The sequence below is a fragment of the Desulfofundulus thermobenzoicus genome, from assembly GCF_009428905.1.
Taxonomy (GTDB): domain Bacteria; phylum Bacillota; class Desulfotomaculia; order Desulfotomaculales; family Desulfovirgulaceae; genus Desulfofundulus_A; species Desulfofundulus_A thermobenzoicus.
The window spans coordinates 1-443 of sequence record NZ_WHYR01000197.1 but is presented as its reverse complement, the minus strand read 5'-3'; the positions used below and the strand labels follow the sequence as shown (position 1 = coordinate 443).

Genomic DNA, 443 nt, shown 5'->3' with positions numbered 1-443 from the left:
AATCAGGATCATGCCAAGACCATTTTCTTGCTTCAATCGGCGGCATTTCGAGCGAATTTCACTTACTCTGATTCCAGGTGTATCGTCAATGAAAATTCCGCTGTTTGACAGCGACCCCATCGCCATTGTCAGCTTGCCCCAGTCCTCTTCTGTCAGATTACCGGTTCTTAGGTTTTGTGCATTGATATTCCCCTCTGCACAAAGCATACGCATAACGAGCTGCTCAGCACCCATCTCTAAACTAAAGATAGCAACACTTTCGTCCGTTTTGGTCGCGACATTTTGGGCAATGTTCAATGCGAAGGCGGTTTTCCCTACTGATGGACGAGCCGCTACAATGATTAAATCATTTCGCTGGAATCCAGCTGTCATCCGGTCAAGCTCAGAGAAACCTGTTGGAATCCCTGTGATATCGCCTTTACGGTTATGAAGCTGTTCAATAT

1 protein-coding gene is annotated in these 443 nt (G+C 46.3%); it reads right to left on the bottom strand.

The genetic code is table 11. The features are described from left to right. Nucleotides 1-443: DnaB-like helicase C-terminal domain-containing protein (locus tag GFC01_RS18205; protein ID WP_152948516.1), on the bottom strand; the 443-nt coding region annotated here is incomplete at both ends.